Genomic DNA, 21875 nt, shown 5'->3' with positions numbered 1-21875 from the left:
CCACCGCGTTGGCCGGTCGGTGTTTGAGAATGCGATGATGGGTCGGTTTGCGACATGGTCTGTAATCCTCGAACGGCTTGCTGGCATGGCCAGCATCGCCGAAGTAACGGCATTCGGAGACCTTAGCGGCCTCAGTCCCCCGAAAGATAGACGAAAACATTCCTGAATAAGGAGAACACTATGGCACGAGCCCAAGGGGCGCGGGCGCAGATGGCGCTTGCGTTCGAGACCGTCTATGGCACGCCGCCAGTAGGCGGCTTCACGAAGATGCCCTTCGCAAGCACCACGCTCGGTGCCGAGCAGCCGCTCCTGAACTCGGAGCTGCTGGGCTACGGCCGCGACCCGCTGGCGCCGATCAAGGACGCGGTGACGGCCGATGGCGATGTCGTCGTGCCGCTCGACGCCGAGGCCTTCGGCTTCTGGCTGAAGGCCGCCTTCGGCCAGCCTCTCACCACCGGCACCGGCCCATGGACGCACGAGTTCCAGTCGGGTGCATGGACGCTGCCGAGCCTCTCCATCGAGACCGGCATGCCCGAGGTGCCGCGCTTTGCGATGTATTCCGGATGCGTGCTCGACCAGATCACCTGGCAGATGCAGCGGTCCGGGCTGTTGACCGCGACCGCGCGGCTGGTGGCACAGGGCGAAACGGCGGGCACCGCAACCAGCGCCGGGACGCCAGCTGCGCTGGAGCTGAAGCGCTTCGGCCATTTCAACGGACAGGTCACCCGCAACGGCAGCGCTCTCGGCAACGTGGTCTCGGCCGACATTACCTATGCCAACAATCTCGACCGGATAGAGACCATCCGCTCGGACGGCCGCATCGATGGCGCAGACCCGTCCATCGCGGCGCTGACCGGCTCGATCGAGGTGCGTTTTGCCGACAGCACGCTGGTGACGCAGGCGATCAATGGGGATCCCTGCGAGCTCGAGTTCGGCTACAACCTGCCCTCGGGCGAGAGTTTCACCTTCACAGTTCACGCCGTCTACCTGCCGCGCCCGCGCATCGAGATTTCCGGGCCGCAGGGCGTGCAGGCCACATTCGACTGGCAGGCCGCCCGCGACAGCGTGGTCGGACGGATGTGCACCGCAACCCTGATCAACGACATCGAGGTATATTGAGAATGCTGACGCTCGATCTTTCCAACGCGCCCCGCTGGCATGATCTCGCGCCCAGTGTGCGGGTGCAGCTCCGCCCGCTAACCACCGCGCTGATGGTGGCGACTCGCAGCGACCCGGCCGTCGAGGCGGTGCCCGAGGCCGCATCCGACGAGGAGCGCGCGGTTGCCTTTGCCAAGGCGCTGGCCCGCCGGGCGCTGCTCGCCTGGGAGGGCATCGGCGATGCGAACGGCACCCCGATCGATCCGAGCCCGGCGGCCATCGACGCGTTGCTCGACATCTGGCCGATCTTCGAGGCTTTCCAGCTGACCTATGTCTCGAAGGGCCTGCTGCTGGAACAGGAAAAAAACGCCTCCGCGCTCTCGCCGAATGGTCCTTCGGCGGGGGCGACCGATATTGCCAAGCCTGCGCGCAAGCGTGCGAAGACTGCCCAGGCCGCGCAAACCGGCCGCTGACGCATGAAGGCTGGCAGGTCTGGGACCTGGTCGGCCGCCTCGGCGGTCAGTTGCGCGTGCTGCCCGGCGCCGTTGTCGGCTGGGATCTGAGTGCAGCGCTTGCACTTGGTGATGCTCTTGGCGTGCCACCGCTCGCCACTGCCGAACTGCTGCCCGTCATCGAAGCGGTGATGGTCGCCAAGTACAACGAACAGATGGAACCTGCCGATGGCTGAAAAGCGTGTGTCAGTTCGCCTCGCCGCGGTTGGCGGGCGACAGGTCCGTGCCGAACTGGAAGGTGTCGGCGAGGCTGGCGCCCGCGGTTTCGGCCGTCTCAGCCGCGAGATGGAAGCGGCGAACGCTCGGCTCGCGGGCTTTGCCCGGCGTGTTAAGGTGGCCGCCGCTGCCGGCGTCGCTGCTGCCATGGCGGCTGGCGTGGCCATGGTCCGCTCCGGATTGGAAACCGTCGACGCGCAAGCCAAGCTCGCGCAGTCCCTCGGGACCACCGTCGCCTCGATCCAGACGCTGGAGCGTGCCGGCGAGTTGGCGGGCGTGTCGATGTCCGGCATCGAACAGGCGACGAAAGACCTGACGCGGCGGCTGAGCCAGGCCGCGGCCGGCGGTGGTCCGGCCGCTGACGCGCTGGAGCGGCTGGGCCTTTCGGCCAACGACCTGATGAACTTGCCTCTCGACGCGCGCGTAGGCGCGATCAACGCCGCCATCGAGGGTTTCGTTCCGGCGGCCGAGCGAGCCGCCGTTGCGGGCCAGCTCTTCGGCGAGGAAGGCTCGATCGCCATGAGCCGGATCGACACTGCAACGCTGCGCCAGGCGACGGAGGACGTGCGCGCCTTTGGGGTGGTGATCTCGGAAGCCGACGCCGACCAGATCGAGCGCACGAACGATGCGATCTCGCGGCTGGGCCTCATCTGGCGCGGGCTGTCGAACCAGCTGGCCGTCGCCGCGGCACCCGCGCTGGAAGCTGTGGCCAACGCCATGGCGACAATCGCCAACCGCACCGGGCCATTGGGACAAGTCCTCACCGGGCTCTTTGACAACATTGGCCGCCTGGCCACCTATGCCTCGACCTTTGCCGCCTTCCTTGCAGGCCGTTGGGTCGTTGGTCTGACGACGGCAGCCCTCTCCGTGCGTGGCTTGGCCACGGCGCTGGTCGTCCTGCGCGGCGCCCTCATCCGCACCGGCATCGGCGCGCTGATCGTCGGTGCCGGGGAACTCGTACACCAGTTCACGCGCCTCGTCTCGGGTGCGGGCGGGCTCGGCAACGCGATGGCCTTGCTCGGCGATCTCGCCTCCGAAGTCTGGGGCCGGATTGGGCTGGGCGTGGCCAGCGCCGGCGCCGCCTTCGAGGCCGGGTTTGCGGGGTTTGAGGCCGACGCCGCGTCCGCATTGCAGGGCGCCCTTGAAGCGATCGTCGGCTTTACCAATGCCGCCGCGAACAGCTTCGAAGGCGCATTCGAAGCAATCAAGGCGATCTGGGGCCTGCTGCCCGCCGCGATCGGCGATATCGCCTTCCAGGCAGCCAACAGCCTGATCACTGGCGTTGAGGCAATGCTGAACGGTGTTGTTGCCCGCATCAACGGGTTCATCTCCGGTGTGAATGCCGGGCTTCAGGCCCTCGGGGTCGAACGGCGCATCCCGGTCGTGCCCGATCTCGACCTTGGCCAGATCGAGAACCGCTTCGAGGGCGCCGCGTCCAATGCGACATGCGTTGCCCAAGCCGCCTTCGACCGTGCCTTTGCCGACAATCCGCTCACCGTGCCCGATCTTGGGCTGGCAGCTGCTGCGGATGCCGCGCGCGGACGTGCGGATGCCGCGCGGGCCAGATCCCTCGATCTTGCAGGGCAGGCCATGGCTCCGCTGGGTTCTCTCGATGCCCTTCGGGCCGCAGTCTCTGGGTCGGGCGAAAGCGGCGATGCAACCGCCGTCGCTGCCGCAGCAACGGAACAGCTGAATGCTACCCTCGGCGAGACCGAAGCCACACTGGGGCGGGCCGGATCTGCCGCCGGTGGGGCGGGCGCTGCGCTGAAGCAGGCGGCCGAGGCCGGGAGCAAAGCCTGGGACGGGGCAAAGACCGCCATCGAACGCACGAAGGAGCTGGCCAAGGGTCTGGCCGAGGATATCACCGGTCCGCTGAAAGAGGCCCTCAAGTCCGGCGAGCTCAGCTGGCGCAGTTTCGCGCAGGCGGTATCCGGCATTGCGCAAAACCTCACAAACCGCCTGATCGACTCCGCCTTCAAGCCAATCGAGGATGCACTCTTCCGCGCCTTCTCCGGTGGTGGGGCAACCGGTGGCGGCGGCGGCGGTCTCTTTGGCTGGATAACCAAGGCCATCGGCGGCCTCTTCGGCGGCGGCTTTGCCAAGGGCGGTGTCTTTGCGCACTCGGGCGAGATCACGGCCTTTGCTCGCGGTGGGGTTCTGGGGAGCGGCATTGTGGATCGCCCGACCGTGTTTCCTTTTGCCCGGGGCATTGGCCTCATGGGCGAGGCCGGGCCGGAGGCAATCCTGCCCCTGCGCCGCGGCCCCGGTGGTCGGCTGGGGGTGGAAGCCGGAACGGCGGAACCTGCGCCGCAGATCACGCCACGGATCATCAACGTGCTCGATCCCGGGCTGGTGGGAGACTATCTCGCCACGCCGGCCGGCGAACGAGCCATCCTCAACGTGATCCGCCGCAACCGGGGCGCTTTCGATGGCTGATCTCTCCTGGCCCTTTGCCGCGCATGGCCCGGCGACCGAAGTCCTGGACTGGCGCACGGATGTTTTGCAAAGCGAAGCCGGCGAACAGCGCCTGTCTCTCAGAGATACTCCGCGCGAGGTGCTGACCCTTCGCCATCGGCTCGACGGGCCCAAACTCGCCGAGGCCCTCGCGCTGGCCCGCCGGGGTCTGGCGGGCGACTGGATCGTTCCGCTCTGGCACATGGCGGGCCGTGGCGGTGGAGATATCACACTGGGAGATACCAGCCTGAGCATCGCGGCGCGCTACACCGATTACCGCGCGCCGGGCTTTGCCGTTGCCGCCAGCGATGGTGGGGAGGCGCATCTGCTTTCCGTGGTCGCGGTACATCCGGATGGGATTGACCTGACATCTGCAGGCGGGGTCGATCTCACCCACCCGGTGATCGCACCGGCGCGGCGGGCCCGCTTGCTGGCGCCACTGGAGATCGAGCGCCGTCACGCGGATCTCGGCTTTGTCACCGCACGGTTCCTGCTGCAAGAAAGTGCCGATCTCTCCGGGCTTCGGGGCACCGCGCTCTACATTGCCGTCGATACCAGCACGTCGATGTCGGGCACCAAGATCACCGCGGCCATGGCAGCGGTGCGGGCCCTGGTCGATGAACTGGCCGACACTGTGCCCCCCGCCTTGCGCAACGACATCTGCATCCTGCTCTGGCACGAAACGGTTGCCGACATGCAGGTGCGCCGCGACGCCGATCGCCAGGACCTCACGCAGCTGTCGGACTGGCTGGCCCAGCCGCCGGTGCTGCGGGGCGGGACGGATTTTGCCATGGCGCTCAGCGAAGCCCAGGGCTTCTTTGCCGGCGCTGGAGCCAAGCGACGGATCATCCTGTTCCTGACCGACGGGGCGCCCTATCCGTTGGGCTCGGCCACCGCGGCCGTGGCGCTGCTGGAGACGATCGCCGATGTCGAAGTCTACGGGTTCAATATCGGGCTCACCAATACCAGCTGGACCGCGATGCTGGACAATACCCCGGCCGATGGCGTGCCGGTGATTGCGCCGGGCGATACCGACAGCCTGCGCGATACGCTGCTTGGGACGCTCTTCGGCATTCCACGTTACCGCGGCCGGGATGTGCTGATGGACCCGAGTGTCCTGCGCCAGCCCTTGGCCGAGACCCTGTTGCAGAGCTTCGAGGGCGTGGACAGCGGGCTGGGCCCGGTCGTGTTCGAACCCCTGCGCGATCTGGTGGAACATGGCTCTGTCCTGATGCTGAAGGACATCGGCCCCGCAAACACATGGTCGCGGCGGCGCTGGCTGCATCACCTGCGCGGGCGGGCCCGAGCCTTCTGGCTTCCCACCTGGGGGCGGGAGCTTGTTCTGCAGCAGGAGGCACTTGCCGGCGACGATCTCCTGATCGTAGCGCCGCGCCTTGAGCCATCCGACTGGATCGGCCGGCATGTGCTGCTGGACCTGCCGGGACAGCCGGTCTTCCGCGTTATCACCAGTGCCAGCCTCGACCCCCTCGGCCTGCGTCTCGGGATCGATCCGCTCGACCGGGATGTGCCGATCACCACGCCGGGGCATCTCATGACCCTGGTGCGACTCGATACCGACCGGATCGAGATGGAGCATCGGCCTGCGGGCACCGAGCTCAGCGTCCCCGTCCTGGAAACCCCCGATCCGGTCTGACCCCATGACCTATGACGATCTCGAGATCTCGACCGCGGAAGGGCGGCCGCTCTTTCTCTATCGCTTTGCCGAAGGCCCGGAGACCTGGCGCTTTGTCAGCCGGTCCTCGGATTGGGTGGTGCCTGGCGGCACGCTTGCCGATGAGCCGGGCGACACCGCATGGTCTGCCTCCGCGCTCGCCCATGGCAACGTGGTCCAGAGCGGCGATCCGCGCCGGGTCGATCTGAGCCTGACCTTTCCGCTCTCCGATCCCTTCGCCCGCCGCTGGCTCGGGCCGCGGGGATCGTCGGTCACCACGCTCACCATCTTCCGCGGCCATGAGCAGGTGCCGGGCGAGTTGGTGGCCCACTGGAAGGGCCGCATCGTCTCGGCCCGGGTGGAAGGGGTGCGGATCGTTCTGCGGGCCGAGTCGCTCTTTACCGCCATGCGCCGCCAGGGCGTGCGCGCCCGTTACCAGCGGCTCTGCCGCCATGTGCTCTATGCTGGTGGCTGCCGGCTCGATATCGAGAGCTTCCTGGTGCCCGCGACAGCGACCACCCGATCCGGCCAACAGATCACCGTACCCGAGGCGGCCGCGCAGCCCGATGGCTGGTATCGCGGCGGCGTGTTGCGCCACGCGGGCATTCCGGGTTTTATCACCGGACATGCCGGTGCCATCCTGACGCTCTCAGGCCGCATGCCCGCGCTCGAGGCGGAGATCGACGATCCCGGTCTCACCGCCAGCGTTCAGATCGCACCCGGCTGCGATCTGCGCCGCGACACCTGTACGAACCGCTTCGGCAACCTGCTGAACTTCGGCGGGTTCCCGGATATTCCGGGCAGGAACCCTTTCGGGGGGACGAGTATTATTTGAGGGCACATTGGGACCTGAACCGCTTGTCGGCTCACCGCCAGCGGCCACAAACCCCTTCCGCGATCAACACCGTGCCGATGTCGCGTCCATCCTGCAAGGCACAGGTTCCGACGACACGATCATAGGACCGTTTCCCGGACAAGGAACAGGTCAGGGTTTCTGAACGGGCGAGCTCTTTCATCCGTTCGGTGGCCCTGTTTCCGGCCAGAGAACCCTTTTCGGCGCAGTCGAGATTGGCGATGCGGATCGGGGTGCCGGAGACTTCGATCGTGTCACCATCCCGAACATGAGTGACGGGCCCCGTCAGGCTGCGGGCGCCAGAGCCGGACTGCGGCCGGATGCCGGTCCTGGCGTCTCCACCGTTCAGGATCCGGACAGTGTTGCGATCCGCAGATTTGAAGCTGGTGAACGGGTCATCGATATCGACATCGAAAAGGACCAGGGCACCCAAGGACACGAACATCGCAAACACCATGGCGTTTCGGCGGTAGTAGCGATTGTATCGGATGCTTCGGCCCATGACCGATGGCTAGCCCCTGCGCGTGGCAAAATTTTGGCGGGCGCCCGAAGAGGTGGTGGTTTTGGTTCGAGATTACGGAACGCGCTTCAGTGGCCTTGCCTCTCTCGATACCAGGCAGAGCGCAGCCCATCTGTTTCGAAGTATCGAAGCTCGAAAATTCGCGACTCGTGCAGGACTTGTCTCCAACTGCGGCAGCCATATGCCCCGGGCAGCTGGTCGGGATAGTGTTCGGTGACCCACTTATCGGCTTCCTTCACAGGAACCCAACCCTCGACGGCAAGTCCACCGGCAGCTTGCTTCAGCGCACGCACAATGCCTGCATCAGGCCAGTACACCGTGCCATCTGGGTAGATGCCGTTGACGATGAAGTTCCTGAATTCGTCGGACCGGAAGTACTCTGCTGCCTGCTGTTGAAGTCGACCCAGATCATTGCCCCATTCATTCAGCTGTCTCAGGTGATGATCGATCCGGGTCTGGGCATCGACCAGGGCATTGCGCGCGTCATGACAACCGTCCAGCGTTCCAAGGTCATGCTGCTCGATGAAATGGTGAACCAGGGTGTTGCGGAGAACCACCAGATCTTTCAGATCGCTGGTCAATTGCGCGAACTCGGTATCCGTCAGATTCAACGCGATGCCCATACGGAATGAGAATGTGGTCCCGGTTGAAGCGGGGATAGGTTCAGCTGGACTCTCTGTCCCGTTGGTCACGATCCCTGAGCCAAGCAGTTCTCCGACGAGAAGACCCAGTGTCTTGCGGGCAGTGTCGGCTATCCGGGCGTCCCGGTCCGCCACCAGAGTCTCGGCTGACCCCGAAACTGCGTGATGCGCCACGATCGCCTTGATCGCTCGTTCATAGTGCTGAAGCCGCAGCAGACAGCGCCCCAGCAAGCGCTGAACGTCGTCCTGAAGACTTTGAAGTGGCGTGTCAGACATTGCCGTCATGATGGAACTCGGTATCCAATTCCCTCGCGCCAGCCCTGCAATGGTCCAAGGCGCCGCCCGACCTGAGACCTAGCCCGCCCAAATGGCAAGAATGGGGCGAGCGCAGCTGCGCTGGGCCTTAAACATGCACAACACCACTGAGGTTCGGTCGTCCAACGGATCGGCCTGACCCGTCAACCCCTCCCAACCCCCGAAAGCCTCCCCCCCATGGTCTGGAACTTTGTCGTCCAGATTGTCGCCAGCCTTGTGCTGACGGCGATCTCTTATGTGCTGGCGCCGCGGCCGAAGACGGCGCCGCCGAAGGCCGCGGGTCTCGATGAGTTCGACCTGCCGACGGCGGAGGAAGGCCGGCCGATCCCGGTGGTCTTCGGCACGGTGCTGCTCAGGGGGCCCAATGTGGTCTGGGCGGGGGATCTGAAGGTGGACCCGATCCGCAAGTCCGGAGGCAAGAAGTGACGCAAGTGATTGTCCGGGACCTGCGCGCCGCCCGGCTCTGTCTGCAGGGCGCGCGGGACTGGTTTGCCCGCCACGGGCTCGACTGGCAGGCCTTCCTGCGCGAGGGCGTGGACGCGGAGGTGCTGGCCGCCACCGGCGATGCGCTGGCGATGCGGGCGATTGCCGAGGCCGAACGGCGCCTCAGTTCGGAGCAGGAGCAGGAGCAAAGCCATGGGTAGTTCGGTCATCGTCGGCTATCGCTATGCGCTGGGGGCGCACCTGGCGCTCTGCCATGGGCCGGTGGATGTGATCCGCGAGATCCGCGTCGATGACCGCACCGCCTGGTCGCTGGCCGATGGCACTGTCTCGGGCGGCGGAGAAGGCGTTGGCGCGGTGACCACGCTGCTGGCCAATGGCAATGCCGCGGCCTTTCCGGCGGGCGAGCAAGGCAGTACCGCCGCCCTCAACATCTACGGCTCGAATGGTATTCTCGGACTCTCCCTCGGACAGGCGCTCGACCTGACCCTGCCGGGCAGTGGTATCACGCAGCGGATCATCCTGCGCGGCATCGCCTTTGACGAGCGCGAACACCTGACCTGGATGCAGGTCGAACCAAAGACGCTCTCCTTTGCCTTCCAACCCGTGAGCCTCAGCACCGTGCCCGGCAGCGGATCGTCCGGGGACGAGGGAGACATCCCCGCGCCGGGGACCCGCATCCGCATCGACAAGCCCGAGCTCTTCGGGGGCGAGAGCCGCGAGGGTGGCATCGTCGGCGATATCGACATCCTGATGGGGGCACCTGACCAAGGGTCAAACAGCTACCTCGCCGCCCGGGCCGGAACAGACGTGCCCGGGTTCCGTGGACTCTGCAGCCTCGTGCTGCGCCAGGTCTACATGGGGCTCAACCCCTATCTGAAGCCCTGGGCCGTCCGGGTCACCCGGATCCTCACCGCCGAGGATGGCGCGGCGCAATGGTATCCGGAGACGGCCGAGATCGCGGCTATGGATCCGGAGAGCGATCCGACGTCCGACCCGGGCCCGGACATGAACCCGGCCCATATCATCCGCGAATGCCTCACCAACCGGACCTGGGGTCTTGGCTACGGGGTGGCGGATATCGGTCCCAGTTTTACGACTGCGGCGGACCAGCTCCTTGCCGAGGGCTTTGGCCTGTCGCTCCTCTGGCAGAGCGATGCCAGCCTCGAAGAGTTCCTCGGAGACATCCTGCATCACATCGATGCCCAGCTTTACGTCGACCGCCGCACCGGCCGCTGGGAGTTGAAGCTCATCCGTGACGATTACGACCCCGAGGCCGTGCCGGTCTTCGATGCCACCAACGTGGTGGACTGGGGCGAGCTGGGCCGGCGCGAAGCAGTGGACCTCGTCAAAGGTCTCACCGTCACCTTCTCCGACCTGCGCACAGACCAGCCCGGCTCGGTCAGTGTCACCGATACCGCCCGGGTGCAGCTGATGGGACAGGTGATCTCCACCACGGTCGACTATCCCGGTGTCCGGCGCGAGGATCTCGCCGTGCGCCTCGCCGAACGCGACCTGCGGGCCCTTTCTGCACCGCTTCTCTCCGGCGAGATCACCGTGAACCGGCAGGGCGCCGATCTCGATCCCGGTGATGTCATCCGGCTCGTCAATCCCCGGAGGGGTCTCGAGGGGGCGCTGCTGCGCGTGATCGAGATCGATCACGGGGACGGGCGCGACAACCGGGTCCGGCTCCGGCTCGTGGAAGATGCCTTCGCCCTGGGCTCGACCGCCCTTGTTGGTGGCGAGGTTGCATCCCCGCCCACATCCTTCCTGTCCGTCCCACACCCGCTGTCGCGCCGGCTGGTAAGGGAATCCCCGTATTGGCTGCTGGTGCAGGAGCTGGGACATGCGCAGACCGATGCGGAGCTTGCTGCCGATCCGGATGCGGGCCTCCTGATGGCCGTGGGCGAGCGCCCCTCTGCCGATGCGCTCGACGCGCTGGTCTGGGTCGATACCGGACCCGGCTATGCCAGTGACGGCACCACCAGCTTCGCGCCAACCGCGATCCTCGATGCCGATATCACCGATGACCCCGAGGAGGTTCTGCTGCCCCTGCGGGACTGGACCGGTCTCTTGGGTCTCGCCACCGGCACGCTGGCCGCCATCGGCGACGAGTTCGTCCGGGTCGATGGCCTCTCGGCCAATTCGATCACCGTCGGGCGGGGCTGTCTCGACACCGTGCCACGGACCCATCCGGCCGGCACCCCGGTGATCTTCTGGCAGGGCCATGCAGAGACGACGTCCGGGCGCTTTGTCGCCGGTGAGAGCTTTCCGGTCCGGATCCTGCCGCGCACCGGGCTTGGCACCCTGCCGCTGGCACAGGCGCCCACCGATATCGTCACGTTTTCCGCCCGCGCGATCCGCCCCCTGCCACCGGGCAATCTCCGGGGCGACGGAGGCTTCGTGTCCCCTCTGGCCAGTCCCGAGGCCACGCTGACCTGGGCGCACCGGGACCGGCTCTCCCAGACCAGTTCTGTCTTCGACAGTTACCTTGCCGGTGACATCGGTCCGGAACCCGGGGTCACCTACCAGGTCCGCATTCACTGGGTCGATCCCGACACCGGCGAGACCCTGGAACCCGCCGCCGCGGTGATCGAGGCCGGTACCGCCACCAGCTGGACGCTGGCCGAGGCGGATTATCCCGAACCGCCGCCCGGTGTCGAACAGGCCGACCTGCGGGTGCGCGCCGTGCGGGGCGCGTACGAGGACCGGGCCTTCCGCGCCTATCGCGTGACCCTCGGCGGCAAGGTGCAGGTCTCGGCGCAGGATTTGGTGCTGCTCTGTTTCGGCACCGGTATCGACCTTGTCGGACAAGACCTGATCCTCACCTGCAACGGCCCGGGCCTCGACATCGTCGAGCAGCAGCTGGTGCTCGATCTCACACCGCCCGGTCTGGGCGTGATCCAGCAGGAGCTGATCGTCGCGCTCACCCCCTGATCTCCAACCACGGGACTTCTCATCATGACCGATTACCTGATCACCAACAGCGCAGCCCTGCTGGGCGGCGTCGAGGACGCCTCCGTGCCGGGGAGTTACAACCCTTTGTTTGCCTCCCATGCGCTGCGCTTCGAGGCCGAACAGGCGGCCAGCCTCTCCCTGCCGGGTGTGACCGACATCTGGATCCGGGCCGATTGCTATTACGATGACTTCAACCGCACCACCTCCGGAGACGGGTTCTTTGCCTCCGTAGGTCTGCCCACGGTCGATATCGCCCGGATCGATCTCAACAACGGGGCGATGACCTTCGACTATGCCACGCTCAGCAACTCTGCACCCAGCCTGACCGGTGCGCCGGTCACAGGATTCCCCGATGCCACGCTCTTCACCTTCGACATCCATATCGAGACCGGCGCTGCCGTGGCGGGCAATGTCGATGACTACAGGGTCACGGCTTATGTCGACCTGAGCCAGGTCGGGCAGGTCCTGGGCAAGGCGGACAAGGTCAATGGCGAAGGCGCGGTACGGTTCGACTTCGGCGGCACCAATTTCCTCGATGGCACTGGCCGGTTCTTTCTCTCCAATGTGCTCGTCTCCGATCAGGACACCCGCGGCCGGCGCTTCCGTATCCTGCGGCCCACCGGGCCGGGCGCGCTCGCCACTGCCGTGGGCGGACATGCCGAACTGGGCGATGGAGATCCCGCCACCTTTGCCTATGCACGCACGGTTGGGGATGCGGTCACCTCCACCCTCACGCCCGGGGCCACGCCGCCCGGCACCATCGGCCGGGTGATCCTGGCAAGCCACGCCCGCAATGCCTCGGCCAACCCCAATCCGGGCCAGGTCATCAACCGCCTGCGGATCGCCGGCACCAACCACGACGCCGCCGGGCAGGCCCCGACCGGGGCGTCGCTCGAGGCGCTCACCTCCGAATGGGCGGTCAATCCCGACACCGGTCTGCCCTGGACCTGGGCCGATCTCGCGGGGCTCGAGATCGGCTTTGCCGGTGGCAGTTGAGCCGGGCCAAGAGAACGAACATCTGACAAGAAGGACACTGCCCATGTCGCCGCCCCTGCGTGAGACCGGCACCCTGCGCATTCCCGAGGCCGAGTTCCAGGCCATGCTGGCGCGGGCCGCGGAAGAAGGCGCCAGGCGCGCCCTGGCCGATGTCGGGCTCGAGGGCGAGACCGCCGCGCTCGACATTCGCGACCTGCGCTCTTTGCTCGACTGCATCCGCTTCGTGCGCCGCACCGCCGTGCAGACCACCGTGCATCTCATCACCACCGGTCTCATCCTCGCCCTGTTGGCCGGCACCGTGATCAAGCTCCGGCTCTTTGGCGGTGGGCCGTAGGAACGGCCGCGGTCCACCGGTTGCGCTGCCGGCCCCCTGACATTCCGAACCATCACCCATGCATCCGCCGCCCACCGAGGCGGCGGTCCTGTTTCTGGAGACACCCCATGACCAAAACCTTTTATGCCCACTGGCGCGATGTGCCCGAAAGTGCCTGGCGCTGGCCCAACTTCTCGTCGGCGGAAATCGCCTGCCGCGGCACCGGCAAGCTGCTGATCAACGAAGGTGCGCTCGACAAGTTGCAAGCGCTGCGCGACCGGCTGGGCAAGCCGCTGATCGTGCGTTCCGCCTATCGCAGCCCGGAGCATAACAAGGCGGTCGGTGGGGCGACCCGGTCGAAGCACATGGAGGGCGCGGCGTTTGACATCGATATGGCGAACCATGACCCGGTGGCCTTCGAGGCTGCGGCGCGGGCGGTCGGGTTCCTTGGCTTCGGCTTCTATCCACGTTCGGGGTTCATCCATGTCGACCTTGGGGCGGCGCGGCAGTGGGGGGAGCGGTTTCCGGTTCGAGAGACGGCGTTTGCTGTCGAGGCGCCGCCCGCGCGGGAGAGCCTGGCAGAGAGCCGGACGATGAAGGGGGGTGGTGCGGCCGGTGTGGCGACTCTGGGCGCGGCGGGCGTCGAGGTGGCGCAGGAGGTGCTGGCCGAGACGCAGGAGGCAATCCTGCCGCTTGTGCCGTATCTCGACGCGCTGCGCTGGGTGTTCATCGCCGTGGCGCTCGGCGGGATTGCTGTAACCATCTATGCGCGGCTGGATGACTGGCGACGGGGGCGGCGGTGATTGGACGGGTTGTTGCGTGGATTGCGACCAGTGCGGCGGGGCGTGCGGCACTATGCTATGGCGTCACCACGCTGGCGATCCTTCTGTTCCTGCTGGCACTGCGCCGCTCGGGCGAGCGGGTCGGGCGGATGGCGGAAAAGCTTGAGACGATGGAGAAGGCAAATGACATCCAACGACGAATGCTCGAGGCGGCGGCGCGTCGGCCTCGTTCTCGTGGTGAGCTTGCTCAGCGGATGCGCGGTGGGCGGTTTTGATGGGGGTGGGGGCGGGGTGTGTCCACCGGTTGTCGAGTACAGTCGGGAAGAACAGGCGCGGGCGGTTGAGGAACTGGCAGTGTTGCCGGAGGGGGCGGTGATCGTGGAGATGATGGCCGACTATGCCGTGATGCGGTCGCAGGCACGGGGTGCCGGTGACCCTGCAGGCGATCGGCGGCCACATCACGCAACAAAAAGTTTGATTCCCATGCCGGGAGCGCAGCCGAAAGCACCGTATGTTTCGAAGGCGCACCACGCTCGGCCTATGGTTCGAAATCGACAATTCCACAGAGTTGGAGGGAGATACCCTGATAGCAGCGTAGGCCGGGTTCGGTAGAAAAGACTCTCCATAAGTGAGCACAATTTTGCACTTTTCGGTCTTGGCTGATGGCAGCCCTCTTCTTTGACGGGCGCATCTTCGACAACGCCACCTGTATCATCGACCAGCCGTAGCCGCCCCGGTTCAAGGCCAATAGAAATTACGACGAATAAGTCGGTGTGAGAACCTGGACAAAGATTGGCATCAACAGCACTGACTTCAACAATCTAGGGGCGTTCAAAGCCACTACAAAAAACCACTTCGTGGCGTCTGCGGACGGTACATACTTCTTCGACGCGCATCAGTGGACAGCTCGCCCTCAATGGCACGACCGCGATCGGCGTGTCGAGAGACGAGAACAGCGGCGCGCACGTATCGGAGGCGACGGCCTTCTGGCTGCAGGCAATGGTCGCGCTCACTGTCGGCTATAACGTCGAGCTGCAGGGCAGCTTTCGCGTTGCGGATGGCTATTTCGCCGCTGGCCACACGTCCATCTAGGGCATGAAGATCGGATAGCTTGAAGGCGGAAACAGCTGTGCAAGCCTGAAGATCGTGATAAAAGCAGCGATGGTATCCTCGAGATTCTAGAACGCGGCTAATCAAGGTTTGGAGCGCACTTTGGCTATAGACTATCCAAATGTTTTCAAGAATATTTTGGGAAATTCGCAGGCTGCAGGCAAATCCATTTCGCTTCAAGTAGTGTTGTCAGACCCAAGGCTTAGTTCAGTACGGACGGAAACCTCGAAGAAGCATCTTAAGTCCTTCATAAGCCAGAATACTCAGTATATCGGTGTCGTAGAAGGCCTACTTCCAGACGACAGGGTTCTGATCCATATTATTGAAGCGAGAATTGGCGGAAAAATAAATGAAGCCAATGTCGTGAGTGCCAATCGAGAATGTGCCGAAATTGTAAAGTCTGCAGCAAAGCCAGTTCTCAAAACATATGTTCAGGAGACACTGTCGGGAAATCTAAATGGAAACCAGCTAAGGATATCGGTTGCTGATCTGATAGATTTTTTGTTGGATGAATACGAGATATTTTCGCGAGGGGCGGGAAATAGCCTTGTATCCACTGCGGGGCGAATGAATGAGAAACTTTTGATGGAGTGCCTTAAAGGCAAAGGCCTTATTGAAAATCGGGATTTTACGAGAACAGGCACTAAGTCAGATGCAGATATAATCATTCATTCGTCGGCTGGTGCAAAGCCTCGCCTAGGAGTCGAGGTGAAGAGCTACCATGCGCGAGAGCGACTGCTGCGTGGCCTTAAGGATGTGACAGGTCCGAAAGTGGGCGCTGGGTATTTCGTGGACGAAAAAGAATTCAACGAAAGTCACACGCAAGCTCTAATCCAAGCAAATGCGGCTGCTGTGTATCTTCCGCAACAAACCCTGGCAAAAATAGATCAGAAGATACGCGACATGAGAGCCTTTGTTCCTATTGCCGTGAACAGCAGGTTTTACCGCCCGATCGAGAGCTTTGCATCTGACATGAGTGAGTTTTGCGTCAAGGGAAAGCTTCCAACGATATGAAGCTCGCTCAACCAGTTTTTTAGCCCTAATTATTATTTAATTGCAGTCAAGACGTCAGAGAGTTTCCGTTTAGGTCGTGTTAGGTCGGTGCTTTTCACTCGATCATCATTTTAGCACCTTAAACCCGCATTTCTCAGCAAAGCCGCGATCCGACGGTAGCCGTAGCGACCAAACTGGCGAGCCAGCTCGATTGCGTCGGCGACCAGGCGCTTTTCATCAGCCCGACCCCTCGGTAGCTTGCGCTGCGTCGAACGATGCTGGCGCAACACTCGGCAAGCGCGACGGTCAGAGATCCGATAAGGCTTTCCGCAGCCGTTCACAGCCGGATGGCGTAGAAGTAACTGACCTCTTCCAGCCGTTCGTAAATCGCGGGGATGGCATAGGTAGCAGCCGACGTACTCGCAGCTATAGCTAAGCGTCTTGGAATAACATTGATTGCCCCTGGACTTTTCCGCCTGAATCGTGCACGGTCGCGTTGACTGCCACTCCAAATCGAGCATTCAACGAGTCATGAAAAACACGTCGCAAATCCCATTCGCCATGGTGGACCTATTTGCCGGATGTGGCGGATTATCGCTTGGCATGGAGAACGCCGGCTTTACGCCGGTCTTCGTCAACGAACTCAACCCTGATGCGATGGCAACCTATCTTGCCAATCGACACCACCAAGTCGGCGGCAAGCCGTTCGCCGATCAGGACCACCTGCACTGCAATGATGCCAACGAGCTGCAAGGCCCGCGGCTTGAGAAGATGGTGGCTGATCTCTCGGCACTCGGGCTAACGCTCCCCGACTTGGCAGAGGCGGAAAGCGCGAGCAACAAGGGCAACCTCGACCTGCTTGCCGGTGGCCCCCCGTGCCAAGGCTACTCTGGCATCGGCCATCGCCGATCCTACGCTGTTGATAAGAAGGACCTCCCCTCGAACCAACTTTTTGGGCGGATGACGAAGATTATCCGCAGGTTGCGCCCTCGGGTCTTCCTGTTTGAGAATGTTCGGGGGATTTTGACTTCGAAATGGACCCGAGACGGCAATGATATGATTTGGCCCGATGTGTGGGGAGAATTTTGCAAGATCCCCGGGTACCACGTGCGTTACACGCTCGTAAAAGCATCGGACTATGGCGTGCCTCAAAACCGCCCGCGCGTCCTGCTGGTCGGTATTCGGGAAGATATCGTCAAGGCCAGTTCCGTCGTTGACCTTTCTGCCGATGATGAGGATGCAGTTAAGTGTGGCTTCCTGCCAAAAGGTGACCCTTCAGAAGCCCCGGGGATAGAGGAGCTGCTCGGCGACCTCGTCGATCCGGCGATTAAGCTCGCGCTGGCAAAGCAAGATTTCCCGAAGGGAAAGTTCGAAACCCGCAAGTATCCGCGCGCGCCGCATTCCCAAATTCAGGAAAAATTGCGGGCCGCGCCGCCTGCACATGAGGAACGGAGTGGCCAGCTGACGGACCACGAGTACTCGAAACACGCGAAGCGGATCGTCGACAAGTTTTCTTACATGATCAAAAATGGCGGGGAGATTCCCGAGGAAGCGCGGACGAAGAAGTTTGCCCAGAAAGTTCTTCCCAAGACCTGGGGGAACGGACGCCCGACGATTACCGCGACATCGATGCCTGACGACTATGTCCATTATTCCCAACCGCGCATCCTCACGGTTCGCGAGTGGGCAAGGTTGCAACTCTTCCCTGACTGGTACAGATTTATGGGCAAGAGAACAACCGGCGGTATTCGCCGTGCTGGCAACCCAAGAGAAGGCATCTTTGACCGTGAAGTACCTAAGTACACGCAAATTGGTAATGCCGTTCCAGTTGGGTTGGCCGAGAGGGTCGGCGCGCACTTCAAGCACTTGCTCGAGGACGCGCTAGGCGATGCTAGCAAAGGCCGACTTTCCCGCGGAGACGGCGCTGGAGATGCTGACCAGGCACTCTATCGAGGCGGCCTTGTTGGTGCCAACACCGACCGGTCTTGAGAAATCGATCTTTGATGCGACGGATGGCCTGAGAGAGTACCTCGCTGAACGTGGCTATCATGATTACGCGACCCAAGCTCAGGGGCAAGATCACAAGGTCTTGAAACAAGCTTACCTCGTGAGGCCTCATTCTCTGGAACCGACACAGGTTTCGCTTTACCGGCCGGCCACTAAGAATGGCGATCCGAGGATCTGGCTGGGACATCCTGTGCGTTCTTACGCCAGTGCGTTTAACTTGCTTGCTCTGGCCGTGATCGATGGCGCGTTGTACGTTCTGAACATGAGTGATCCCTCTGTGCAGGTGTCCCTCGATGATGCTGGATCGCCATTTCGGAAGTTGGTCGACCGCGCTGATCATGGTGATGTCGTGGCGAGCGAATTGCTCGGCCTTCTGCGACAGATATCATCCAAAGGTTTCTTGCGAACGCTCCGCCCCGGAGACACCGGGATTGGCTTCACGCTTGAGACATTGCTCGGCATCGCCGCCAATTCGAAGCAAGCCCCCGACTACAAGGGGATCGAGATCAAGGCCAAACGCAGCCGGATTGGTGCCGACAAAAGTCGCTCGACGTTGTTTTCAAAGGTTCCGAACTGGAAGTTGAGCCCGGTCGGGAATGCACTCGGCCTTCTCAAGGCCCGTGGCTATGTCGATAGTGACGGACGCCTTTCGCTTTATCACACGCTTTCTGCGCTTGGGCCAAATTCGCTTGGTCTCGCGCTCGACTTCGACGCGGAAAAGGATTGGCTTCGCCAGGTCTACCACAGCCCATCAACGCGCACTGTGATCCATGACGTGACCTGGGAAATCCCTGTTCTGAAAAGTGACTTGGCAGCGAAGCATCGCCAGACGTTCTGGGTTCGGGCGATGTGCCGAGGAGCTGGCCAAGACGAGGAGTTCCACTACGTCGAGGTCCAGCATACGCGTCGACCAATGACTGCAAACTTCGTCGCGCTCGTCGAAGCAGGCGTCATCACGGTCGACTATGCGCTCCACAAGAAGTCCGAGACGCGTGCGCGTGACCACGGCTACCTGTTCAAAATTCACCCCGACAAGCTCGGGGCACTCTTCCCACCACCAGAAGTCCATGCCCTCTCCTGACCATGTTACACCTGGCGAGAAGCGCAAGCTGACTAGGCTAGCAAAGGACCTAAAGCACTGGGCGAAGGTGAATGGCAGGGACTTCCCTTGGCGCTCGAGCGAGGCCAACACATACCAGCAGGTCATCGTTGAGGTCCTCCTCCAGCGCACGACAGCCACGGCTGTGGCAGGGTTTTTCGAAGCCTTCGTTGCAAAGTATCCCAGCTGGAGCCAGCTGGCCTCGGCCAAGGTCGAAGACCTCGAGGGCTTTCTGAGACCTCTTGGATTGTGGCGTCGTCGTGCCCAGTCTCTCCTCGGTATCGCGAAATATGCTGCCGAGAACGAAGGACAGTTCCCATCTGATCCTCGGGAACATCGCCAGATCCCCGCCGTCGGACAATATGTATCCAATGCGATCCTACAATTCCAACATGGGCAGCCTGCGCCTTTGCTGGATGTGAACATGGCCCGTGTGATCGAGCGGTTCGTTCACCCACGGAAGCTCGCTGACATCCGCTATGACCGATGGCTGCAAGATGCAGCCCATTGGCTCGTACGCCAAGACCCGCGAGAGGTGAACTGGGCCGTACTGGATTTCGCGGCACTCATTTGCCGCGCACGCAATCCGCTCTGCACTGCTTGCCCAGTGAGCACCCGATGCAGTTATTTCAATGGGGCCGGAATGCATCGGTAGGATCGCTAGGACTGGAGCTCGAGGCGGAGTTCAAAGGGCCGGGCAAGGTCTGGGGTGTCATGCGCAAGGCGCCGAAGGGGGGCAAGCTGCATCCCCTCGACGCGCGGATCAACCGCATCATCTCCGCGGTGCGAGCCAAGGTCGAACATCCCCTCCGGGTGATCAAGCGTCAGTTCGGTTACGTGAAGACCCGCTACCGGGGCCTCGCCAAGAACCGGGCCCAGCTGTTCACGCTGTTCGCCCTCGGCAACCTGTTCCTGGTGCGACGGAGGCTGTTGGTATGAGGGACGAGTCCGTCCGAAATAGGCTCGAACGCCGAAACGGCATGCCGAAATCCACGAAATCGGCTCCCTAAGCCCCGTCTCGCGCCCTTAAAGTTGATCAGACCGCCATCTCGGCGCGGCTGAGCTCTTTGATCAGAGATTCCTTTATATCCTTGCAGATAAAGTCAAAAAGACTTGGAGCAGCTCAATCACAAGGTTGCATTGCTACCGCGTTTTTTTCCAAGTACTGGTTAAGGTGAAGCCTACTGGTCTCTTGCACAGTGTCTAGCAATTCCACGCCCAATCTAACAGACGATCAGGGAACTCAGGATTTCTTACGGACATGAAACTAATTCCTAGGCAAATCTTAGGTTGCGATTCCGCTGCTGAGAGGAAGGTATTCGGATATTTAGCCGAAGTGGGCTTTAGCTCGTACGATGTCGCTCTCCATTCCCTAAACATCGGCCATCACGAATACAAGCGATGGGGCGAGGCCGATTTCTTTCTGATCGGGAGGCGAGGGATACTCCTTCTAGAAGTCAAGGGTGGTCGAGTTGCTTGTAAAGACGGCATTTGGGAGTTTACCGACCGCAGGAACGAAACAAACCGAAAGAAGGAAGGACCTGCACAGCAGGCCAAGTCGGCTTATTTCTCGCTTGAGAAGAATTACCTCTACCCAAAGTTCTACCGTGAGCTAAACGGGGTGCCACGTGGTTGGGCTGTGGTGTTCACCGATATACCTAGGCTTGCGAGCGATGGTGCAACACTACTGCCTGAACATCCCGACGAGATCACCGCATACGAAGAGGATTGTAAGGGCCACAATTCCTTTAAGAAATTCTTGGCCCGAGCTTACGATCACTGGGCTTCAAAACAACGGAATATGGTTGAACTTTCTCCTGCGTTGGTCAAGGCGATCTCGGATTCGCTGCGCCCCAGTTTCGAGCGTGTACCGTCTCTCAATAATCAGCTGCGCGACTTGGAACAGCGCCTCTACCAATTCACGGATGAGCAATACGAGAAACTTGACGCGATCTCCGAAAACGAACGGATACTCGTCGCAGGTGGAGCAGGAACCGGAAAGACTTTCGTTGCAGCCGCTTGCGCGCGCTACGAGGAAGCCACAGGGCGTTCGGTCCTTCTCCTGACGCGTAGCAGCTACCTGGCAGGCTTCCTTGGCAGTCAGGGGCTGCCAGACGGCGTCACCATTGCGACGATCGATGATGTTCCCAAGTTCGTTGAAGAGGGAAGAACTTGGGAAGTCTTGATCGTCGACGAGGGCCAAGACCTTTGCTCACTTGAATGCATTGACTTGGTCGACCGCGTCTTGGTCGGAGGCTGGGAGAACGGGCGCTGGCGCTGGTTTGGAGATCCTAACTACCAGGTGTCACCGAGCTTTGCGGTAGACCAAGAGTGCCTTCAATACTTGAAGTCCAATGGCGTTGCGACGATCCTCAAGAATAACATCCGCAACGCGGGAAAGATCGTCGAGGCTATCAAGCTCTTCGCGGGCGCCGATGTCGGCAAGCCAAGTAGTAAACCGGATAGCGGTCTGGTCGACCTGCAGCTTGTAGATGCCAAAAGCGAAATACTTTCCCGCGCAGCCGCCGTGGTGCGGAAGTGGTTGAGCGACGATGACCTACTTCCGCGAAACTCGATCGCGATGTTGGTGCCTGGCAGTGATGAAATCGACAAGGCTCTGGAGCTCCTTGGTTCCAAGGGCATCCGCTCCGAGGCAATAAGCACTCGAGCCCTTGGAAGCAAACCACGAGACTGCGTCCTCGTGTCCACGATCGAGGACTTCAAGGGATTGGAGCGACCGCTAGTGTGCGTGGCGGGGCTGGGGCAAGAACACGGGTTGGCCTCAAGTGCCTACAAGGCAATCTCTCGCGCAAACCATGCCTTGACGCTGGTTGCCACGCGCGATTCAGTGACAGAATTGATTGGCAAGCCCGCATCGAACGGCTCGAGTTAAGT

20 protein-coding genes and 2 pseudogenes are annotated in these 21875 nt (G+C 62.5%); 19 read left to right on the top strand and 3 right to left on the bottom strand.

Annotated elements, in window-relative coordinates; translation table 11 throughout:
* The first annotated feature begins 180 nt into the window (after window positions 1-180).
* Genes MB818_RS19910 through MB818_RS19885 form a run of 6 tightly spaced genes read left to right on the top strand, consistent with a single transcriptional unit; the run spans window position 181 to window position 6787 of the window.
* Window positions 181-1119 (top strand): phage tail tube protein, encoded by a 939-nt coding sequence (locus MB818_RS19910; protein ID WP_238906174.1) that lies wholly within the window; start codon window positions 181-183, stop codon window positions 1117-1119.
* Between the two features lie 2 nt (window positions 1120-1121).
* Window positions 1122-1571, top strand: coding sequence for a hypothetical protein (locus MB818_RS19905; protein WP_238906171.1), 450 nt, complete (start codon window positions 1122-1124; stop codon window positions 1569-1571).
* Window positions 1572-1627: 56 nt separating this feature from the next.
* Entirely contained in the window at window positions 1628-1786 is a 159-nt protein-coding gene (locus tag MB818_RS19900; RefSeq protein ID WP_439653302.1) for a DUF7697 family protein, read from the top strand.
* The gene (locus MB818_RS19895) at window positions 1779-4262 is read left to right on the top strand and encodes a phage tail tape measure protein (RefSeq protein WP_238906169.1); all 2484 of its coding nucleotides are present in this window, start codon (window positions 1779-1781) and stop codon (window positions 4260-4262) included. The genes MB818_RS19900 and MB818_RS19895 overlap by 8 nt, the downstream gene beginning before the upstream one ends.
* Entirely contained in the window at window positions 4255-5934 is a 1680-nt protein-coding gene (locus tag MB818_RS19890) for a vWA domain-containing protein (protein ID WP_238906167.1), read from the top strand. The genes MB818_RS19895 and MB818_RS19890 overlap by 8 nt, the downstream gene beginning before the upstream one ends.
* A 4-nt stretch (window positions 5935-5938) precedes the next feature.
* Window positions 5939-6787, top strand: a complete 849-nt coding sequence (locus MB818_RS19885) for a phage BR0599 family protein (RefSeq protein ID WP_238906165.1) — start codon at window positions 5939-5941, stop codon at window positions 6785-6787.
* Window positions 6788-6818: 31 nt separating this feature from the next.
* On the opposite strand, the gene MB818_RS19880 is transcribed toward MB818_RS19885, so the two are convergent.
* Entirely contained in the window at window positions 6819-7307 is a 489-nt protein-coding gene (locus MB818_RS19880; RefSeq protein WP_238906164.1) for a thermonuclease family protein, read from the bottom strand.
* Window positions 7308-7393: 86 nt separating this feature from the next.
* A complete protein-coding gene (locus MB818_RS19875) occupies window positions 7394-8251 on the bottom strand; it encodes an OST-HTH/LOTUS domain-containing protein (RefSeq protein ID WP_238906163.1) in 858 nt (285 codons plus the stop codon).
* A 207-nt stretch (window positions 8252-8458) separates the two neighbouring features.
* Here MB818_RS19875 and MB818_RS19870 point away from each other — a divergent pair, with 207 nt between their 5' ends.
* The 8 genes from MB818_RS19870 to MB818_RS19830 all read left to right on the top strand — a co-directional run bounded on the left by MB818_RS19870 (window position 8459) and on the right by MB818_RS19830 (window position 15895).
* Window positions 8459-8707, top strand: a complete 249-nt coding sequence (locus tag MB818_RS19870) for a hypothetical protein (RefSeq protein ID WP_224989061.1) — start codon at window positions 8459-8461, stop codon at window positions 8705-8707.
* Window positions 8704-8925: a hypothetical protein gene (locus MB818_RS19865; RefSeq protein WP_238906162.1), complete on the top strand. Its 222-nt coding sequence runs from the start codon at window positions 8704-8706 to the stop codon at window positions 8923-8925. Before MB818_RS19870 ends, MB818_RS19865 begins: the two co-directional genes overlap by 4 nt.
* Window positions 8918-11659 carry a phage tail protein gene (locus MB818_RS19860; RefSeq protein WP_238906161.1) on the top strand — a complete coding sequence of 914 codons (2742 nt, stop codon included), beginning with the start codon at window positions 8918-8920 and terminating at the stop codon, window positions 11657-11659. The genes MB818_RS19865 and MB818_RS19860 overlap by 8 nt, the downstream gene beginning before the upstream one ends.
* A 24-nt stretch (window positions 11660-11683) precedes the next feature.
* Complete coding sequence (locus tag MB818_RS19855; protein ID WP_238906160.1) at window positions 11684-12676, top strand: hypothetical protein; 993 nt, start codon at window positions 11684-11686, stop codon at window positions 12674-12676.
* Window positions 12677-12719: 43 nt separating this feature from the next.
* Window positions 12720-13010: a DUF6127 family protein gene (locus tag MB818_RS19850; protein WP_238906159.1), complete on the top strand. Its 291-nt coding sequence runs from the start codon at window positions 12720-12722 to the stop codon at window positions 13008-13010.
* 107 nt (window positions 13011-13117) lie between these two features.
* Window positions 13118-13792, top strand: a complete 675-nt coding sequence (locus MB818_RS19845; RefSeq protein WP_238906158.1) for a YcbK family protein — start codon at window positions 13118-13120, stop codon at window positions 13790-13792.
* Window positions 13789-14046, top strand: coding sequence for a hypothetical protein (locus MB818_RS19840; RefSeq protein WP_238906156.1), 258 nt, complete (start codon window positions 13789-13791; stop codon window positions 14044-14046). The genes MB818_RS19845 and MB818_RS19840 overlap by 4 nt, the downstream gene beginning before the upstream one ends.
* A gap of 937 nt (window positions 14047-14983) precedes the next feature.
* A complete protein-coding gene (locus tag MB818_RS19830; RefSeq protein ID WP_238906155.1) occupies window positions 14984-15895 on the top strand; it encodes a hypothetical protein in 912 nt (303 codons plus the stop codon).
* A 122-nt stretch (window positions 15896-16017) separates the two neighbouring features.
* Here MB818_RS19830 and MB818_RS19825 read toward each other — a convergent pair.
* Window positions 16018-16260: pseudogene (locus tag MB818_RS19825) on the bottom strand (IS3 family transposase); the annotation flags it as partial.
* Window positions 16261-16405: 145 nt separating this feature from the next.
* Between MB818_RS19825 and MB818_RS19820 the strand changes: the two are divergent.
* The 5 genes and pseudogenes from MB818_RS19820 (at window position 16406) to MB818_RS19800 (ending at window position 21873) form a co-directional block, all read left to right on the top strand.
* A complete protein-coding gene (locus tag MB818_RS19820) occupies window positions 16406-17863 on the top strand; it encodes a DNA cytosine methyltransferase (protein ID WP_238906154.1) in 1458 nt (485 codons plus the stop codon).
* Entirely contained in the window at window positions 17805-18962 is a 1158-nt protein-coding gene (locus tag MB818_RS19815) for an MvaI/BcnI family restriction endonuclease (RefSeq protein ID WP_238906153.1), read from the top strand. The genes MB818_RS19820 and MB818_RS19815 overlap by 59 nt, the downstream gene beginning before the upstream one ends.
* On the top strand, window positions 18847-19635 hold the full coding sequence (locus MB818_RS19810; protein WP_369426342.1) for an HhH-GPD family protein: 789 nt from the start codon (window positions 18847-18849) through the stop codon (window positions 19633-19635). The genes MB818_RS19815 and MB818_RS19810 overlap by 116 nt, the downstream gene beginning before the upstream one ends.
* A 20-nt stretch (window positions 19636-19655) precedes the next feature.
* A pseudogene (locus MB818_RS19805) lies at window positions 19656-19941 on the top strand (transposase); the annotation flags it as partial.
* A gap of 300 nt (window positions 19942-20241) precedes the next feature.
* Window positions 20242-21873: a nuclease-related domain-containing DEAD/DEAH box helicase gene (locus MB818_RS19800; RefSeq protein ID WP_238906151.1), complete on the top strand. Its 1632-nt coding sequence runs from the start codon at window positions 20242-20244 to the stop codon at window positions 21871-21873.
* Window positions 21874-21875: the final 2 nt, after the last annotated feature.

Origin of the sequence: Ruegeria alba (assembly GCF_022321465.1) — a bacterium.
Taxonomy (GTDB): domain Bacteria; phylum Pseudomonadota; class Alphaproteobacteria; order Rhodobacterales; family Rhodobacteraceae; genus Ruegeria_B; species Ruegeria_B alba.
This window is presented reverse-complemented; position numbering and strand designations above follow the sequence as displayed.

What these genes read in the sequence shown, in the direction of transcription:
- MB818_RS19910 (WP_238906174.1), top strand. Translation starts at nt 181, where the DNA reads ATGGCACGAGCCCAAGGGGCGCGGGCGCAGATGGCGCTTGCGTTCGAG.
- MB818_RS19905 (WP_238906171.1), top strand. Translation starts at nt 1,122, where the DNA reads ATGCTGACGCTCGATCTTTCCAACGCGCCCCGCTGGCATGATCTCGCG.
- MB818_RS19895 (WP_238906169.1), top strand. Translation starts at nt 1,779, where the DNA reads ATGGCTGAAAAGCGTGTGTCAGTTCGCCTCGCCGCGGTTGGCGGGCGA.
- MB818_RS19890 (WP_238906167.1), top strand. Translation starts at nt 4,255, where the DNA reads ATGGCTGATCTCTCCTGGCCCTTTGCCGCGCATGGCCCGGCGACCGAA.
- MB818_RS19885 (WP_238906165.1), top strand. Translation starts at nt 5,939, where the DNA reads ATGACCTATGACGATCTCGAGATCTCGACCGCGGAAGGGCGGCCGCTC.
- MB818_RS19880 (WP_238906164.1), bottom strand. Translation starts at nt 7,307, where the DNA reads ATGGGCCGAAGCATCCGATACAATCGCTACTACCGCCGAAACGCCATG.
- MB818_RS19875 (WP_238906163.1), bottom strand. Translation starts at nt 8,251, where the DNA reads ATGACGGCAATGTCTGACACGCCACTTCAAAGTCTTCAGGACGACGTT.
- MB818_RS19870 (WP_224989061.1), top strand. Translation starts at nt 8,459, where the DNA reads ATGGTCTGGAACTTTGTCGTCCAGATTGTCGCCAGCCTTGTGCTGACG.
- MB818_RS19860 (WP_238906161.1), top strand. Translation starts at nt 8,918, where the DNA reads ATGGGTAGTTCGGTCATCGTCGGCTATCGCTATGCGCTGGGGGCGCAC.
- MB818_RS19855 (WP_238906160.1), top strand. Translation starts at nt 11,684, where the DNA reads ATGACCGATTACCTGATCACCAACAGCGCAGCCCTGCTGGGCGGCGTC.
- MB818_RS19850 (WP_238906159.1), top strand. Translation starts at nt 12,720, where the DNA reads ATGTCGCCGCCCCTGCGTGAGACCGGCACCCTGCGCATTCCCGAGGCC.
- MB818_RS19845 (WP_238906158.1), top strand. Translation starts at nt 13,118, where the DNA reads ATGACCAAAACCTTTTATGCCCACTGGCGCGATGTGCCCGAAAGTGCC.
- MB818_RS19820 (WP_238906154.1), top strand. Translation starts at nt 16,406, where the DNA reads ATGAAAAACACGTCGCAAATCCCATTCGCCATGGTGGACCTATTTGCC.
- MB818_RS19815 (WP_238906153.1), top strand. Translation starts at nt 17,805, where the DNA reads ATGCTGACCAGGCACTCTATCGAGGCGGCCTTGTTGGTGCCAACACCG.
- MB818_RS19810 (WP_369426342.1), top strand. Translation starts at nt 18,847, where the DNA reads ATGCGCTCCACAAGAAGTCCGAGACGCGTGCGCGTGACCACGGCTACC.
- MB818_RS19800 (WP_238906151.1), top strand. Translation starts at nt 20,242, where the DNA reads ATGAAACTAATTCCTAGGCAAATCTTAGGTTGCGATTCCGCTGCTGAG.